This is a genomic window from Streptomyces sp. NPDC016562 (assembly GCF_043076955.1).
In the GTDB taxonomy this organism is placed as follows: Bacteria; Actinomycetota; Actinomycetes; order Streptomycetales; family Streptomycetaceae; genus Streptomyces.
Map to the genome: position 1 here is coordinate 1,384,691 of NZ_JBIBRZ010000002.1, position 14,171 is coordinate 1,398,861.

Annotated in this window: 10 protein-coding genes; 5 read left to right on the plus strand and 5 right to left on the minus strand. The window is 73.0% G+C overall.

Annotated elements, in window-relative coordinates:
- Positions 1–139 precede the first annotated feature (139 nt).
- Both ACF059_RS13890 and ACF059_RS13895 read right to left on the minus strand, forming a co-directional pair.
- The gene (locus tag ACF059_RS13890) at positions 140–634 is read right to left on the minus strand and encodes a GNAT family N-acetyltransferase (RefSeq protein ID WP_392055887.1); all 495 of its coding nucleotides are present in this window, start codon (positions 632–634) and stop codon (positions 140–142) included.
- Complete coding sequence (locus ACF059_RS13895; RefSeq protein WP_392055890.1) at positions 631–993, minus strand: ArsR/SmtB family transcription factor; 363 nt, start codon at positions 991–993, stop codon at positions 631–633. The genes ACF059_RS13890 and ACF059_RS13895 overlap by 4 nt, the downstream gene beginning before the upstream one ends.
- Positions 994–1,148: 155 nt before the next feature.
- On the opposite strand from ACF059_RS13895, the gene ACF059_RS13900 reads away from it, so the two are divergent.
- From ACF059_RS13900 to ACF059_RS13910, 3 genes are all read left to right on the plus strand, one after another.
- On the plus strand, positions 1,149–2,516 hold the full coding sequence (locus tag ACF059_RS13900) for an NAD(P)-binding domain-containing protein (RefSeq protein ID WP_392055893.1): 1,368 nt from the start codon (positions 1,149–1,151) through the stop codon (positions 2,514–2,516).
- 116 nt (positions 2,517–2,632) lie between these two features.
- Positions 2,633–3,901 (plus strand): MFS transporter, encoded by a 1,269-nt coding sequence (locus ACF059_RS13905; protein ID WP_392056693.1) that lies wholly within the window; start codon positions 2,633–2,635, stop codon positions 3,899–3,901.
- Between the two features lie 121 nt (positions 3,902–4,022).
- Positions 4,023–5,489, plus strand: coding sequence for an aminotransferase class I/II-fold pyridoxal phosphate-dependent enzyme (locus ACF059_RS13910; protein WP_392055896.1), 1,467 nt, complete (start codon positions 4,023–4,025; stop codon positions 5,487–5,489).
- Between the two features lie 147 nt (positions 5,490–5,636).
- Here the strand turns inward: ACF059_RS13910 and ACF059_RS13915 are convergent, their stop codons facing one another.
- Both ACF059_RS13915 and ACF059_RS13920 read right to left on the minus strand, forming a co-directional pair.
- Positions 5,637–7,181 (minus strand): FAD-dependent oxidoreductase, encoded by a 1,545-nt coding sequence (locus ACF059_RS13915; RefSeq protein WP_392055899.1) that lies wholly within the window; start codon positions 7,179–7,181, stop codon positions 5,637–5,639.
- Between the two features lie 49 nt (positions 7,182–7,230).
- Positions 7,231–7,644 (minus strand): CBS domain-containing protein, encoded by a 414-nt coding sequence (locus tag ACF059_RS13920; protein WP_392055901.1) that lies wholly within the window; start codon positions 7,642–7,644, stop codon positions 7,231–7,233.
- Between the two features lie 278 nt (positions 7,645–7,922).
- Here ACF059_RS13920 and ACF059_RS13925 point away from each other — a divergent pair, with 278 nt between their 5' ends.
- Both ACF059_RS13925 and ACF059_RS13930 read left to right on the plus strand, forming a co-directional pair.
- Positions 7,923–10,349, plus strand: coding sequence for a SpoIIE family protein phosphatase (locus ACF059_RS13925; RefSeq protein WP_392055904.1), 2,427 nt, complete (start codon positions 7,923–7,925; stop codon positions 10,347–10,349).
- A gap of 93 nt (positions 10,350–10,442) precedes the next feature.
- Positions 10,443–11,876, plus strand: coding sequence for an amidase (locus tag ACF059_RS13930; RefSeq protein WP_392055906.1), 1,434 nt, complete (start codon positions 10,443–10,445; stop codon positions 11,874–11,876).
- A gap of 86 nt (positions 11,877–11,962) precedes the next feature.
- Here ACF059_RS13930 and katG read toward each other — a convergent pair whose 3' ends face one another.
- Entirely contained in the window at positions 11,963–14,152 is a 2,190-nt protein-coding gene (gene katG / locus ACF059_RS13935; RefSeq protein ID WP_392055909.1) for a catalase/peroxidase HPI, read from the minus strand.
- Positions 14,153–14,171 lie beyond the last annotated feature (19 nt).

Sequence of the window (14,171 nt, forward strand, 5' to 3'; positions counted from 1 at the left end):
GCCTGCCCCGAACCGGCACGGTGAGTCCCGGCGGCGCCGGTTTCCCCCGGCCGGCGCCACCGGGGCCCGCCGCCCTCCCGGGAACCGTGAAGAACACCCTGGTCGCGGAGCGCCGGGCGCGTCCCGTCCGCGGCGCGGGTCAGCTGATCCGCGGGCTGCGGCGCTCCAGCAGGACCACGTCGCGCCACACGCCGTGGTGGCGGCCGATGCGCTCGCGGGTGCCGATGATCCGGAAGCCGGCCCGCTGGTGGAGGGCGAGGCTGGCACGGTTCTCGGGGAAGACGCCGGACTGGATCGTCCAGATCCCCGCGGCCTCCGTCGAGTCGATGAGCGCCGTCAGCAGGGCGGAGGCCACACCCCGGCCACGGGCCGCGGGGTGGACGTAGACCGAGTGCTCGACCACGCCCGCGTACGCGCAGCGGTCCGAGACCGCGCTCGCCGCGACCCAGCCCAGGACCTCGCCGTCCTCGCCCAGGGCGACGAAGCGGTGCTCCGGCAGCCTGCCCGCGTCGAACGCCTCCCAGGCGGGGGCGGTGGTCTCGAAGGTGGCCTGGCCCTCGTCGATCCCCGCCCGGTAGATCGCCAGGACCTGCTCCGCGTGCGCTTGCGCCAGCGGCGCGACGGTGACGCTCACGCGGCGGCCGCGCGGGTCAGCAGCTGTCCCATGGCGGCGAGCACCGAGGGCTCGACCCGGTAGTAGACCCAGGTACCGCGCCGTTCGCTGGACAGCAGTCCGGCCTCGCGCAGCTTCTTCAGGTGGTGGGAGACCGTCGGCTGGGAGACGCCCACGTCGGAGATGTCGCACACGCACGCCTCGCCGCCCTCGTGCGAGGCGACCAGCGAGAACAGCCGCAGGCGCACCGGATCGCCCAGCGCCTTGAACATGACGGCGGTCCGCTCGGCCTCCTCGGCCGTCAGCGGGCGCTCCGACAGGGGCGGGCAGCACGCCGCCCCGCCCTGCGGCTCCAGCAGCGGCAACACCTTCGTAGTCATGGCTCCATCATCCGTAAAAATTCGATGGATGTCTATGTTGACGAACGTCGATGCAAGGTCCACTCTGGAGGCGTCAGGACATCGACAGACGTCGAATCAGTCTGGAACCACCTGGAATCACGTCGAACCGACGTCCCATCACCCGGGAGCCCACCGTGAACGCATCCACCGAAACCCTGCCCGTCGTCGTGATCGGCGCCGGCCCCATCGGCCTCGCCGCGGCGGCCCGTCTCATCGAGCGGGACATCGAACCGCTGGTCCTGGAGGCCGGACCGGCCGCCGCGTCCGCGGTGCGCGACTGGTCGCACGTACGGCTCTTCTCCACCTGGTCCGAGGTCGTCGACCCCGCGGCCGAAAAGCTCCTCGCCCCCACCGGATGGGTGAAGCCGGACGGCTCCACCTACCCCTCGGGCGGCGAATGGGCCGAGCTCTACCTCCAGCCCCTGGCCGACGTGATCGGCGACCGCGTCCGCTACGACGCGACCGTCACCGGCGTCTCGCGCAGCGGCCGGGACCGCATCGTCGACGCCGACCGCGAGGACCAGCCCTTCGTGGTCCACCTCACCGGCCCCGGCGGCCGTGAGGAGAGGATCTTCGCCCGCGCCGTCATCGACGCCTCGGGAACCTGGTCCACCCCCGGCCCGGCCGGCGGCAGCGGCCTGCCCGCACTGGGCGAGAGGAGCGCGGCCGACCGCGTCACCTACCGCGTCCCCGACCTCAAGGACCCCGCCGTCCGCACCCGGTACGCGGGCAAGCGCACCGCCGTCATCGGCTCCGGCGCCTCCGCCTTCACCGCGCTGGCCTACCTCGCCGACCTCGCCGCGCACGCGGGGGACGGCGCCGGGACGCACGCGACCTGGATCCTGCGGCGCGGCATCAGCGGCTCCACCTTCGGCGGCGGCGAGGCCGACCAGCTGCCCGCCCGCGGCGCCCTCGGCCTCGCCGCCAAGGCCGCGGTCGACGGCGGCTACGCCGACGCGGTCACCGGCTTCCGCACCGACGCCGTCGAGAGGACCGCGGACGGCCGCCTGGTCCTCGTCGGCGAGGACGGCCGCCGCCTGGAGCCGGTCGACGAGGTCATCGTCCTGACGGGCTTCCGCCCCGACCTCACCTTCCTGGACGAGCTCCGCCTCGGCCTGGACGAGCGCCTCCAGGCCCCGGTCCGGCTCGCCCCGCTGATCGACCCCAACCAGCACTCCTGCGGCACCGTCTACCCGCACGGCGCCGGCGAGCTCTCCCACCCGGAGAAGGACCTCTACCTCGTCGGCATGAAGTCCTACGGCCGCGCCCCCACCTTCCTCGCCATGACCGGCTACGAGCAGGTCCGCTCGATCGCCGCCCACCTCGCGGGCGACCACGACGCCGCCGCACGCGTCGAGCTCACGCTCCCCGAGACCGGAGTCTGCGGCGGCGCAGGCCTCTTCGACCAGCCCGAGGCCGCCGAGGAGACCGGCGGCGGCTGCTGCGCCGCCCCGGCCACCCTCACCATCGGAGCCCCCGCCTCCGCCTCCGGCGGCTGCTGACCACCGTGCCCGGCACCCGGGCCGACGGGCCCCGCACCCCGGCCGACGGGCCCCGCACCCCGGCCGACGAGGCCCGCACCCCGGCCGACGAGGTTCTCACGCCAGCCGACGAGGCCGTGACCGGAACGGGGGTCCGGTCGCGGCCGCGCGCCGCCCTGCCCGCCCTGTGCGCCACCCAGATCACCGGCTGGGGCGTCGTCTACTACGCCTTTCCCGTCCTGGCCCCCCGGATCACCGCCGACACCGGCTGGTCCCCGGCCGCCACCACCGCGGCCTTCTCCGCAGCCCTGCTCGTCTCCGCTCTCGCGGGCATCCCCCTGGGCCGCGTCCTGGACCGGCGCGGCCCGCGCGCCGTCATGACGGGCGGCTCGGTCCTGGCGGCGGTGGCGATCGTGACCATCGCCTGCGCGCCGGACCTCGCCGTCTTCACCGCGGGGTGGCTGCTCGCGGGCGTGGCCATGGCCGCGACGTTCTACCGACCCGCGTTCGCGGCCCTCACCCGCTGGTGGGGCGATGACCGGGTCCGGGCCCTGACCGTCGTGACCCTGGCCGGGGGACTGGCCTCCACCGTCTTCGCGCCCCTGACCGCGGTCCTCGCCGAACACCTCACCTGGCGCGCCACCTACCTCGTCCTGGCGGGCGTCCTCGCCGTCGTGACCGTCCCCGCCCACGCCCTGGCCCTGCGGGCGCCCTGGCCGCCCGCCGCGGCGCCCCACCTCGCACCAGACGCCGCCCCGGGGCCGGCGGTGGAGCGCAGCCGCCCCTTCCTCCTCCTCGCCGCGGCCCTGACGCTGTCGGGCTTCGCCATGTACGCCGTCGTCATGGGCCTGGTGCCGCTCCTCATCGCACGCGGAGCCACCCCCACCGAAGCGGCCTGGGTCCTCGGGCTCGGAGGCGTCGGACAGACCCTCGGACGCCTGCTCTACGCCACCCTGGCCGACCGGACCGGCCCCACCGCGCGCACCGTGGCCCTGATCGCCGCCGGCGGCGTCACGACGGCGGCCCTGGCCCTCATCCCGGGCCCGCTCCTGGCCCTGGTCGCGGTCATCGCCGGCACGGTCCGCGGCAACCTGACGCTGCTCCAGGCCACCGCCGTCACCGACCGCTGGGGCGTCGCCCAGTACGGGCGCCTCTCCGGGCTCCTCACCGCGCCCGCGTCCCTCGCCGCGGCCCTCGCCCCCTTCGCCGGGGCCGCGCTGGCGGGCGCGCTCGGCCACCCGCGCCTCTTCCTCGTCCTCGCCGCTCTGTCGCTGGCCGCGGCGGCCCTCTCCCTGGGCGCGACGCCGCCCCTCGCAGCGGGAGGCGCACCGACCCGCAGTCGGCGGCCGTGGGGGCGGGAAGCGGGGGCGGGAAAACGGGGCCGGAAAACTGGTCAGCCCCGCTAAGCGGGGCTGCGACTGACACCTGCCCGGTTTCGGACGTCCCACACCTGTGCCGGGCGCTCGCACCGGCGCGCGCCGCCCGGACGCTCGTTTTCGCCGGACGCCACGGGGCAAGCGGTGCGGCATGGACCAGTCGAAGGCACCAGTACTCGATGCGTTGGCCGCCTACCACGAGAGCGGCCAGACCCCCTTCACACCCCCGGGGCACAAACAGGGACGGGGCGCCGACCGGCGGGTGCGGGCCGTGCTCGGCGACGCGGTGTTCCGGTCCGACGTCCTCGCCACCAGCGGCCTGGACGACCGTACGTCCTCCCACGGGATCGTGGAGGAGGCGCAGGCCCTGATGGCCGAGGCCGTCGGAGCCGAGCACGCGTTCTTCTCCACCTGCGGCAGTTCCCTCTCGGTCAAGTCGGCGATGCTGTCCGTCGCCGGCCCCCACGAGAAACTGCTGGTCGGGCGCGACGCCCACAAATCCGTGGTGTCGGGCCTGATCCTCTGCGGCATCCGCCCCGTCTGGGTGGATCCCCAGTGGGACGCCGAGCGCCACCTCGCCCACCCGCCGTCCGCCGCGGCCTTCGAGGTGGCGTTCGCCGAGCACCCCGACGCCCGCGGGGCGCTGGTGACCACGCCCACCCCCTACGGCACCTGCTCGGACCTCGCCGCCATCGCCGAGGTCTGCCACCGGAGGGACAGGCCCCTGATCGTCGACGAGGCCTGGGGCGCGCACCTGCCGTTCCATCCCGGCCTTCCCACCTGGGCCATGGACGCCGGGGCCGACGTGTGCGTCACCTCGGTCCACAAGATGGGTTCCGGCCTGGAGCAGAGCTCCGTCTTCCATCTCCAGGGCGATCTGGTCGACCCCGACGTGCTCAGGAGCCGTGAGGACCTGCTGGGCACCACCAGCCCCTCCGTACTGGTGTACGCGGCGCTGGACGGCTGGCGCCGGCAGATGGTCGAACACGGCAAGGCCCTCTACGACCACGCGCTCGGCCTCGCCGAGCGGACCCGAGAGCGCGTGTCCCGCATCGACGGCATGCGGGTGCACGGCCGCGAGGACTTCTGCGGACCGGGCAAGGCGCAGGACATGGACCCCCTCCAGCTCGTCATCGACCTCAGCGCCACACAGGTCAGCGGCTACCGGGCCGCCGACTGGCTGCGGCGCAACCACCGGATCAACCTCCACGTCTCCGACCACCGCCGCATCAGCGCCCAGCTCACCCACGCCGACGACAGCGACACGGCCGGGGCCCTGGTGACCGCCCTGACCGACCTGACCGCGCACGCCGAGGAGCTCCGGACGCCGCGCACCGTGCACGTCCCGCCGCCCTCGAAGCTGCGGCTGGAGCAGGCGGCGCTGCCCCGCGACGCCTTCTTCGGCCCCACGGAGCAGGTGCCCTGGGAGAAGGCGGACGGCCGCATCGCCGCCGAGATGCTCACCCCGTACCCGCCGGGCATTCCGGTGGCGGTGCCCGGCGAGCGCCTCACCGCGGACGTCCTGCGCTACCTGCGTACGGGGGTGGAGGCGGGCATGGTCGTACCGGACGCGGTCGACACGGAGGTCACGAGCGTCCGGGTGCTGCGCGAGGAGTGAGCGCCGCCTGAGGTGCGGGCGTGCGCCTGAACTGTGGGCGCGCGCCTGCGCCTCAGGCGGAAGGCCCGGCCGCGGACGGGCGGTCGGGCCTTTCGGGTCAGCGCGGGTCGGCGCGGGTCAGCCGGGCCGGACGCCCGCCCGCCCGGATCAGAGTTCTCCCGGATCCCGTCGCTCCAGCGGGTGCAGGGCCGGTCCCTGCAGGATCTCGCCGTCGATGCCGAAGCGCGAGCCGTGGCAGGGGCACTCCCACGTCCGCTCGGCGTTGTTGAAGGCGACGAGGCACCCGAGGTGCGTACAGACGGCGGACACGGCGTGCAGTTCGCCCTGATCGTCACGGTGCACGGCGCACGGTGCGCCCCCGGCCCGGACCACGGTCCCCTCACCCGGACGCAGGCTGGAGACGGGCCCGTGGGTGCCCTCGCCGAGCGTGTCCAGGCGGTCCTTGACGAATCGCTTCCCCACGTCCCACTGCGCCTTCAGGAACTCCGGCGCGGAGCGCAGGGCGGGCCCGAGGCGGCCGGGGTCGTAGAGGCCGCCCCAGGGCTCCGGTTCCCCGTTGACGAGGGAGGTGATGACCATGCCGGCCAGGACCCCGCCCGTCATGCCCCAGCCGGCGAAGCCGGTGGCGACGTAGACGTTGTCGCCGTCCGTGGGCAGCCGGCCGATGAGGGGCAGCTTGTCCGTGGCGCTGTTGTCCTGTGCCGCCCACCGGTGGGAGAGCGTGAAGCCGGGGAAGTGCTGCTGCGCCCAGGACTGCAGGCGGTCGTACCCGGCCTCGGTGTCACCCCCGGAGCCGGGGGTGAACATCTCGCCGGTGACGATCAGGAGCCGTTCGCCGTCCGAAAGCGGCGCCGTGCGGACGGACCGCTTGCCGCCCTCCTCGGTGATGTACAGCCCCTCGGGGTCCCGGTCGGCCGGGATCAAGCCCGCGATCACCAGGTCGCGGTGCTGCGTGAGGCGGGTGGCCAGCAGGGCGTGGTCGAAGACGGGGTGGTGGGTGGCCACGACGACGTGCCGGGCCGACACGGTGGCCCCGGAGGCGGTGGTGAGCCGGCACGGGTCCCCGTCGGCGAGCTCGGTGACCCGGGTGCCCTCGTGGATCCGGCCGCCGAGCGCGACGATGTCCTCGACCAGGCCGCGCAGGTACTTGAGCGGATGGAACTGTGCCTGGTCCTCCACCCGCACGGCGCCCGCGATGGGGAAGGGCAGCCCGCTCGCGGTGACGAACGAAGCGCCGAGACCGGCGGCCCGGGCCGCCTCGGCCTCGGCGCGCAGCGCCTCGACGCCCTCCGGCTGCTCGCAGTACGTGAAGGCCGGGCGCACCTCCAGCTCGCAGTCGACGCCGAGCTCCCCGGCCACGTCGATGACGCGCCGCAGCGCGGTGCTCTGGGATGCCGCGTACCGGCTTGCGGCGTCCTCTCCGTGCTTGGACCGCAGCGTGTCGTAGGCGGCGGTGTGCAGCGCGGTGAGCTTTCCCGTCGTATGGCCGGTGACACCTCCGGCGAGCCGGTCCGCTTCCAGCACGACGACCCTCAGCCCGGCGCGGGCGAGTTCCCACGCCGTGCTGAGGCCGACGATGCCGCTTCCGATGACCGCCGCATCCGCCTCCGCGTCGCCCGCGAGGGGGGCGAAGGACGGAAAGGGGGCCGTCCGCATCCAGTAGGAGCGTCCGCTGTCCAGTAGTCGGTTCATAACCGGCGACTGCCCAGGCGAACCCGCCTGATGCACCGGACGCCGTGGATCAGGAGGAGAGGGCTTCGAGGAGGTCGCCGACCTGCGGGTCGGGCAGCGAACGGGCGACATCGGCCTGGGCGACGATGCCCACGAGGCTGTGGCCGTCGATGACCGGCAGACGGCGCACCTGGTGCTCCGTCATGGTCCGCAGGATCTCCTGCGCGTCGTCGTCGGCTCCGATGGTGACGGCTTCCCCTTGTGCCAGTTCCCCGGCCTTGGTCTGCCCGGGGTCCTTCCCCGCGGCCAGGACCTTCACCACGATGTCCCGGTCGGTGAGCATGCCCTTCAGCTTGTTGTCCTCACCACAGATCGGCAGCGCACCCACTCCCAGATCGGCCATCTTCTTCGCTGCTTCCAGCACGGTCTCCTGAGCACCGATACAGGTGGCGTCCGGAGTCATGATGTCGCGTGCGGTCGTCATGATGCTCCCTCCTCACGTCGCGTGGGGGCAGTGGTGGACTTGTTCCGTGGTGCGCCTGCCCCACCTGGCGGCCCGTACGCAAGCGGGATGGGGTCGCGTTGCCCTCTTCTGCGCGAAGGAGTGAATGAGGGGGAGCAGGTGAGTCGCCCGCGTCCGGGGTAGCGGTACGGAAGACGGCTTCGGTAGGCGAGACTGGGCGTGGCCACCGCGGAACGGACCGCGGGGCCGGCCTGCCGGGAACCGGGTCCCTCGGACCCGGGGCGTGGCATGCTCGACCTATGGAGGGCGAATTCGTGCTTCCCGATGCCGGTGTCGGGGCGACACCCGAGGTGCTGGCGTTGGCCAAGGTCGTGACCAGGCTGCGTGCCGAGGTGGCGGACCTTGAGGCCCTCGCCTCGGTGACGGCCGTCGTGGAGCGCGCCAAGGGCGCTCTGATGGTCCAGGAGGGCGTGACGCCGGACGTCGCCTACCAGCTGCTCCTCGAAAGGGCCGCGCCGCACCGGCGGACCCTCCTGGAGGAGTGCTGGATCACCCTGAGCCGGACCGGCGCGGCCCCCGTGCCGCCGCAGGTGGCCGTGGCCCCCGCGCCCGCCGCGGGTCCGGAGCCCGCCCCCTCGCCCTTCCGCACGAGCCAGTACCTCTCCGACGGCGCCGCGACCGCCGGGCACCGGACCCCTCTCGCCCGGCTCGCCCAGGGCCTGGCCAGCACCAGCAGCCGTACACCGGACGACGTCGCGGAGCTGCTGCGGGCCGCGCTGGGCGACCCGGAGGGCGTCGACGCGGTGATGATCTACTCGGTGGCCGCTGCCGGAAGCCTGGAGCTGGTCGGTCACGCCGGCATCGGCGACGCGATGGCCGAGCAGTGGAGCCACATCCCTCCCCTCAGCGGTGTCGCCGCACTGGAGGCCATCGCGGGCCAGGAAGCGGTGTGGCTCGAAGACCCGGAGCGGGACGCGGTGCGGTACCTGCTGATCGGCGATCCGCCCGAGCGGTGGCCCTCGCGTGCCTGGATCCTCGTACCCGGCAACCGTCCGATGACGATGGTCGTCGGGTTCTTCCGCACCCGGCCCGGCCCTTTCGACAACGGCACCCGCACCCTGTTCAGACGGGCCGTCAGGCTGTGCGGAGGGCCCCTGAGGGAGGACCGCGGTCCTCGCGGGGCCGACACCCTCCAGCAGGACGTCGGCGCCATCCAGGCGATCTTCGACGCGCTCTCGGGACCGGCGGCCCTGCTGACCCCCCTGCGCTCGCACACGGGCGAGGTGGAGGACTACCGGATCGACGCGGCGGCGCCGCAGTCCGTCGACGTGGCCGGGCGCCGCGGCAAGGAGCTGGTCGGCCGGCGGATCCTGGAGACCTACCCCACCGTGGCGGGCACCGCCCTGTGGGACGGGTACCTGGAGACCCTGGCCACGGGCCTGGTCTACGAGGGCGAACCCTTCACCTACGAGGAGGTGGCCGCGGGAGTCCCCCAGCAGTCCGTGTTCTCGGTCCGGGTGTCCAGGCTGGGGGACCGGCTGGTGGTGACCTGGGTCCGCCACGACACCAGCGAGCGCGAGACCCGCAGGCTCGCCGAACTGCAGCGCCTGGGCAACCTCGGCTGGGCCGGCTGGAACCTGGTGACGGACACCATCACCTGGTCCGACCAGGTCTACGCCGTCTTCGACCGCGATCCCGCGCTGGGCCCGATGCGGCTGGAGGAACTGCCCGAGCACCTGGTGGCGGAGGACCTGCCGAGGCTGGGGGCGGCCGTCCAGCGGCTGCTGCGCGACGGCGAGGCCATCGACCAGTACTTCCGCATCACCTGCGCGACCGGCGTACGGCACCTGCGCATCGTCGCGGAGGCGCAGCGCGACGCGGACGGCACGCCGGTGGAGGTGCACGGCTTCTTCCAGGACCTGACCGCCCAGCGGGCCGCCGAACTGGCCCTGCGGGAGAGCGAGCGCGCCAATCTCGTCCAGCGCGGCATGCTGAAGGCCGAACGGGCGCTCGCCGCCCGGCTCCAGGACACCCTGCTGCCGATCCCGGAGCAGTCGCTGGAGCTCGCCGGTCTGCGCGTGGACGTGGCCTACCTCCCCGCCGACAGCGGCCTCAACGTCGGAGGCGACTGGTACTCCGCGATCGAACTCCCGGACCAGAGCGCGCTGTTCGTCGTCGGCGACGTGGCCGGACACGGTCTGGCGGCCGTGGGAACCATGGCCCAGCTGCGGTTCACCACCAAGGGCATGACCATCACGGGATCACCCCTCTCCGAGGTGCTGGGCCGGCTCAACACCCTGCTGCTGCACACCGCTTCGGACACCTACAGCGCCACCGCCACCATGGTCATGGGGCGCTACCAGCCCTGGGACCACCGGCTGACCTGGGTGCGGGCGGGCCACCTGCCGCCGCTGCTGATCCGCGGCGGCGAGGCGAGGTACCTCGCGCAGCCCGAGGGCAGCCTCCTCGGCGCCGCCTTCGACTCCCGGTACGGGCAGGAGGTGACCGACCTGCTGCCCGGGGACAACCTGCTCTTCTACACGGACGGTCTCGTGGAGGAGCCGGGCGAGGACATAGGGACCGGCCTCGCCCGCCTCGCCGAGACGGCACTGCGTCTCGTCCAGGAGGGCCGCAGCGGCACGCTCGCCAAGACCTTGGCCGCCCTGCGGTCGGGGAACCGTGACGACATCTGCGTAGTGGAGATCCACCTGCCCGACGCACCGTGACGAACCACGGACCGTGACGAGACCCTCGCCTGTTACCCGACGGTAAGGAATGATGGCGCAGGACCCTCCACACGGCCGGATGACGAGGTAGCGGTGACGACTTCCGAAGAAATGGCCCCGGTGCACGCCTTCCGGGACGACGCCCTGGGTGAGCACGACGCCGTGGGTCTCGCGACGGCGCTGCGCCGGGGCGAGGTGGGCGCCGCCGAGGTCGCCCGCGACGCGGCGCGGCGGGTCCGAGAGGTCGAGGCCCGGCTCCACGCCGTCCAGACGCACAGCGACGTACCGGCCGGACCCACCGCGAACGGCGGCGCCTTCGCCGGGAGCGGCGCCTTCGCCGGCGTGCCGACCTTCGTCAAGGACAACACCGACTACCTGGGACTGCCCACCGGCCACGGCAGCGCGAGCTTCACCCCGAGGGCCGCGCGGCGGCACGCGCCGTTCGCCCGGCAGTTCCTCAGCAGCGGCGTCACGGTGCTGGGCAAGACCCGGCTGCCCGAGTTCGGCTTCAGCCCGACCACGGAGTACGAGGGCGGCGAACCGGTGCGCAACCCGTGGAACCCGGGATACTCGGCGGGTGGCTCCTCCGGGGGCAGCGCGGCGCTCGTCGCCGCCGGAGCCGTGCCGATCGCGCACGCCAACGACGGGGGCGGCTCGATCCGGATCCCCGCCGCCTGCTGCGGACTCGTCGGCCTCAAGCCGACGCGCGGCCGGGTCGTGGCGAACGCCCAGAGCCGTCAACTGCCGCTGGACATCGTCTCCGACGGGATCGTGAGCCGTTCCGTCCGCGACACCGCCGCGTTCCTCGCCGCTGCCGAGGCGTACTGGCGCAACCCGAAGCTGCCGCCCCTGGGCCTGGTCGAAGGTCCCTCGGGACGGCGGTTGCGCATCGGCTTCCTGCTGGACTCCCCGAACGGCGTCCACTGTGACCCCGCCACCCGGGCGGCCGTCACGCAGACGGTGGCCACGCTCGAACGGCTCGGGCACGTCGTCGAGCCGGTCGAATTGGCCATCGACCCCTCCTTCACCGACGACTTCCTCGCGTACTGGGGGATGCTGTCGTTCCTCCTCGGCCTCACCGGCCGCACCCTCGGTCCCGACTTCGACCGGCGCCGCATGGACGGCCTCAGCCGCGGGCTGCGCGAGACGTACCTGACGAACTGGCAGCACACCGCCGGTGTACTGCGCAGGCTCAAGCGTACGAAGGAGGCGTACGCGGCGGGGTTCCGCGGGCTCGACCTCCTGCTGACGCCCGTGCTCGCCCACACCACACCGCCGATCGGACACCTCAGCCCGGCCGTTCCCTACCCGGCGCTGATCGAGCGGATCCTCGCGTACGTGGCGTTCACACCGGTCAACAACGTCGTAGGCACGCCGTCGATCTCGGTGCCCGCCGCGAGCGCGACGGACGACGGACTGCCCATCGGCGTCATGTTCTCCGGCCGTCCGGGCAGTGAACGCACCCTGCTGGAGGTGGCGTTCGCCCTGGAGGCGGACCGCCCCTTCCGGCGCATCCAGGACCTGTGACGACGTGAGCACCCGGTCCCGGTCGGCCGGCGAGGGGCCGACCGGGACCGGGCCGACCGGGGACGGGCCGACCGGGGACCCTGGGCTCAGGCGAGGTCGAACCGGTCGAGGTCCATCACCTTGCTCCACGCCGCCACGAAATCGCGTACGAACTTCTCTCCCGCGTCCGCGGACCCGTAGACCTCCGCGACGGCCCGCAGCTGGGAGTCCGAACCGAAGACGAGGTCGACGGCGGTGGCCGTCCACTTCACCTGGCCCGTGGCCCGGTCCCGGCCTTCGAACACGTTCTCGGCCGAGGCGGACGCCTTCCACTCCGTGCCCATGTCGAGCAGGTTCACGAAGAAGTCGTTGGTCAAGGTCTCCGGCCGGTCGGTGAACACGCCGTGCGGGGTCCGCCCGACGTTGGTGTTCAGGGCCCGCATGCCGCCGGTCAGCACCGTCATCTCGGGCGCCGTCAGCGTCAGCAGGTTGGCTCGGTCGAGCATGAGCGTCTCGGGGGACAGCTTCTCCCCGGACCGGAGGTAGTTGCGGAACCCGTCCGCCCGCGGTTCGAGTACGGCGAACGACTCCACGTCGGTCTGCTCCTGCGACGCGTCCGTGCGCCCCGGCGCGAACGGGACCGTGACGGTGTGCCCCGCGTCGCGCGCCGCCTGCTCGACCGCCCCGCAGCCGCCCAGGACGATGAGATCGGCGAGCGAAACCCGCACGCCGTCGCTCCGGGAGCCGTTGAATTCCTCCCGGATCCGGTCGAGGGTCTGGACCACCTCGGCCACCTCGGGAGAGGCGTTGACCTCCCAGTCCTTCTGCGGCGCGAGCCGGATCCGCGCCCCGTTGGCGCCGCCCCGCTTGTCCGTGCCGCGGAAGCTCGCCGCCGCCGCCCACGCGGTCGCGGCCAGCTGCGAGACGGACAGCCCCGAGCCCTGGATCCGGTCCTTGAGGTCCGCGATCTCCGCGTCCCCGACCAGTTCGTGATCGACCGCCGGGACGGGGTCCTGCCACAGCTGCGGCTCGGGGATCCACGGACCCAGGTAGCGCGAGAGGGGTCCCATGTCACGGTGCAACAGCTTGTACCACGCCTTGGCGAACGCCTCCGCGAGCCTGTCCGGGTTCTCGTGGTAGCTCTTCGAGATCGGCCCGTAGACGGGATCCAGCTTCAGCGCCAGGTCCGTGGTCAGCATCATCGGAGCGTGCCGCTTCGAGGGATCGTGCGCGTCGGGCACCGTGTCCCGGGCCGAGGGGTCCGTGGGGGTCCACTGGTGCGCGCCGGCCGGGCTCGTCGTCAGCGTCCAGTCGTACCGGAACAGGTTGTCCAGGTACCCGTTGTCCCACTTGACGGGCTGCGAGGTCCACGCGCCCTCCAGCCCACTGGTGAGGGCGTCGGGACCCTTGCCGCTGCCGTACGAGTTCATCCAGCCGAGCCCCTGCTGCTCGACCGGGCAGGCCTCGGGTTCCGGCCCGATGTACTCGGGCCCGACCGCGCCGTGGCACTTGCCGAAGGTGTGGCCGCCGACGATGAGTGCGACGGTCTCCTCGTCGTTCATCGCCATGCGGGCGAACGTCTCGCGAATGTCCCTGGCGGCGGCGAGGGGATCCGGGTTTCCGTTCGGACCTTGCGGATTGACGTAAATGAGCCCCATCTGCACGGCTCCGAAAGGACCGGTGAGTTCCCTGTCGCCGCTGTAGCGTTCATCTCCGAGCCATGTGTCCTCGGGGCCCCAGAAGATTTCCTCGGGCTCCCAGATGTCCTCCCGCCCGAATCCGAACCCGAACGTCTTGAATCCCATCGACTCAAGGGCGCAGTTGCCGGCGAAGACGAGAAGGTCGGCCCATGAGATCTTCCGGCCGTACTTCTGCTTGACCGGCCACAGCAAACGGCGCGCCTTGTCGAGGCTCGCATTGTCCGGCCAGCTGTTGAGGGGAGCGAAACGCTGAGCGCCGGAGCCGCCACCGCCGCGCCCGTCGGCGATCCGGTACGTTCCCGCGGCGTGCCAGCTCATCCGGATGAACAGCGGCCCGTAGTGGCCGTAGTCGGCGGGCCACCAGTCCTGCGACCTGGTCATGACCTCGAAGACGTCCTGCTTGAGCGCGTCGACGTCGAGCGTCGCGAACTCTTGCGCGTAGTCGAAGTCCTCACCCATCGGGTTGGAGCGGGGCGAGTGCTGGTGGAGGACCTGGAGGTCCAGCTGGTTGGGCCACCAGTCCCGGTTCGTCTTGGGGCGCGCCGGCGCGGGGGCCGGGGCGGGAATGACTGGGTTCTCGCTTTCGCTGCCGGACACGTCCGTCCCTCTTCCTGTC

What these genes read in the sequence shown, in the direction of transcription:
- ACF059_RS13895 (WP_392055890.1), bottom strand. Translation starts at nt 993, where the DNA reads ATGACTACGAAGGTGTTGCCGCTGCTGGAGCCGCAGGGCGGGGCGGCG.
- ACF059_RS13910 (WP_392055896.1), top strand. Translation starts at nt 4,023, where the DNA reads ATGGACCAGTCGAAGGCACCAGTACTCGATGCGTTGGCCGCCTACCAC.
- ACF059_RS13915 (WP_392055899.1), bottom strand. Translation starts at nt 7,181, where the DNA reads ATGAACCGACTACTGGACAGCGGACGCTCCTACTGGATGCGGACGGCC.
- ACF059_RS13920 (WP_392055901.1), bottom strand. Translation starts at nt 7,644, where the DNA reads ATGACGACCGCACGCGACATCATGACTCCGGACGCCACCTGTATCGGT.
- ACF059_RS13925 (WP_392055904.1), top strand. Translation starts at nt 7,923, where the DNA reads ATGGAGGGCGAATTCGTGCTTCCCGATGCCGGTGTCGGGGCGACACCC.